General features: G+C 34.4%; 1 protein-coding gene. It reads left to right on the top strand.

The genetic code is table 11. The annotated features are described in order from the left end of the window. The first annotated feature begins 116 nt into the window (after nt 1–116). Nucleotides 117–986, top strand: a complete 870-nt coding sequence (locus tag OKC40_RS22570) for a hypothetical protein (protein WP_270797039.1) — start codon at nt 117–119, stop codon at nt 984–986. Nucleotides 987–1,030: the final 44 nt, after the last annotated feature.

The following is a 1,030-nucleotide window of genomic DNA, read 5'->3' on the forward strand; positions in this document are numbered from 1 at the left end:
TAGGCAGAGAAAATCCAAGCAAAACAACACGTTAGACGGTATTATTAATTCGCTTGCCGCTTAAGGTTCTGTACATGTGTTCATGTATACATCTAATGCTGAAATGGATTACGTTTATGCAAATAGAGAGTTCATACAAAAATAATATATGCTTGAAAATTGATTTTCAAAAAAACTCTGAAAAACCTCAACGGGTTTTTGACTCCATGAGTCTTCTAATTAGTAGCGTTGAAGAGTTCCACGAAAGTGTCTTACACGCAGTAGATACAGAAATCAGACCTTTCCTTCTATTATCAGATATTAATGAAGGATCCATAAAATCTTGGCTCACCATCAATATAGACGGTGAAATCCCTAATGAAAAGCAAAGTAAATTCATTGGGTTCATGAACTATTGTACAGAACGATTAATCACTTTTATAAAAGACAAAGATACTATAACAAATGTAGATGAATTAGACCCTCTTATAAATGAACTTCATAGAAAAGCCGATGAGCTTAGACTCGAAGAATTCCCGAATGTCTTTGACCTTAACAGATATCGATTGTTGAAATCTTATACATCCATCAGTGATGCATCAGGAAAGCTTAATGCTCATGATGATATATATGTTTTAGCAAATGGGCATACTGTAAAGCTTAATAAAAATTTCAAACTGACAAAGGATGACATTGATTTACTAATCGTGGATTCAACTCGAAGCAATATAACAAAAGAAACTCTCATCATTAAAAAAGCAGATTTCATTGGTAACTCCATGTGGGATTTTATTAAAGGGAAAACAAAAATATCAGCTAAGATGCGTGTTCCTGAATGGTTGACAGAGTTTCATAATCGGAAGGTATTAGTGGCACCTGGAGATGGCCTATTATGCGATTTAGTTACTATTGTATTTTATGATAAATATGACAAACCTGTAGAGACAAAATATGAAGTAATCAAGGTGCACAACCAGGGCGAGAGCGTGAACATATTGTTAAATTGACTTCAATTCAGCCAGCCCTGCATCCAATACCTTTTCCAGATATG

The organism is Aeromonas sp. QDB11 (assembly GCF_027705265.1).
Lineage (GTDB): Bacteria > Pseudomonadota > Gammaproteobacteria > Enterobacterales > Aeromonadaceae > Aeromonas > Aeromonas allosaccharophila.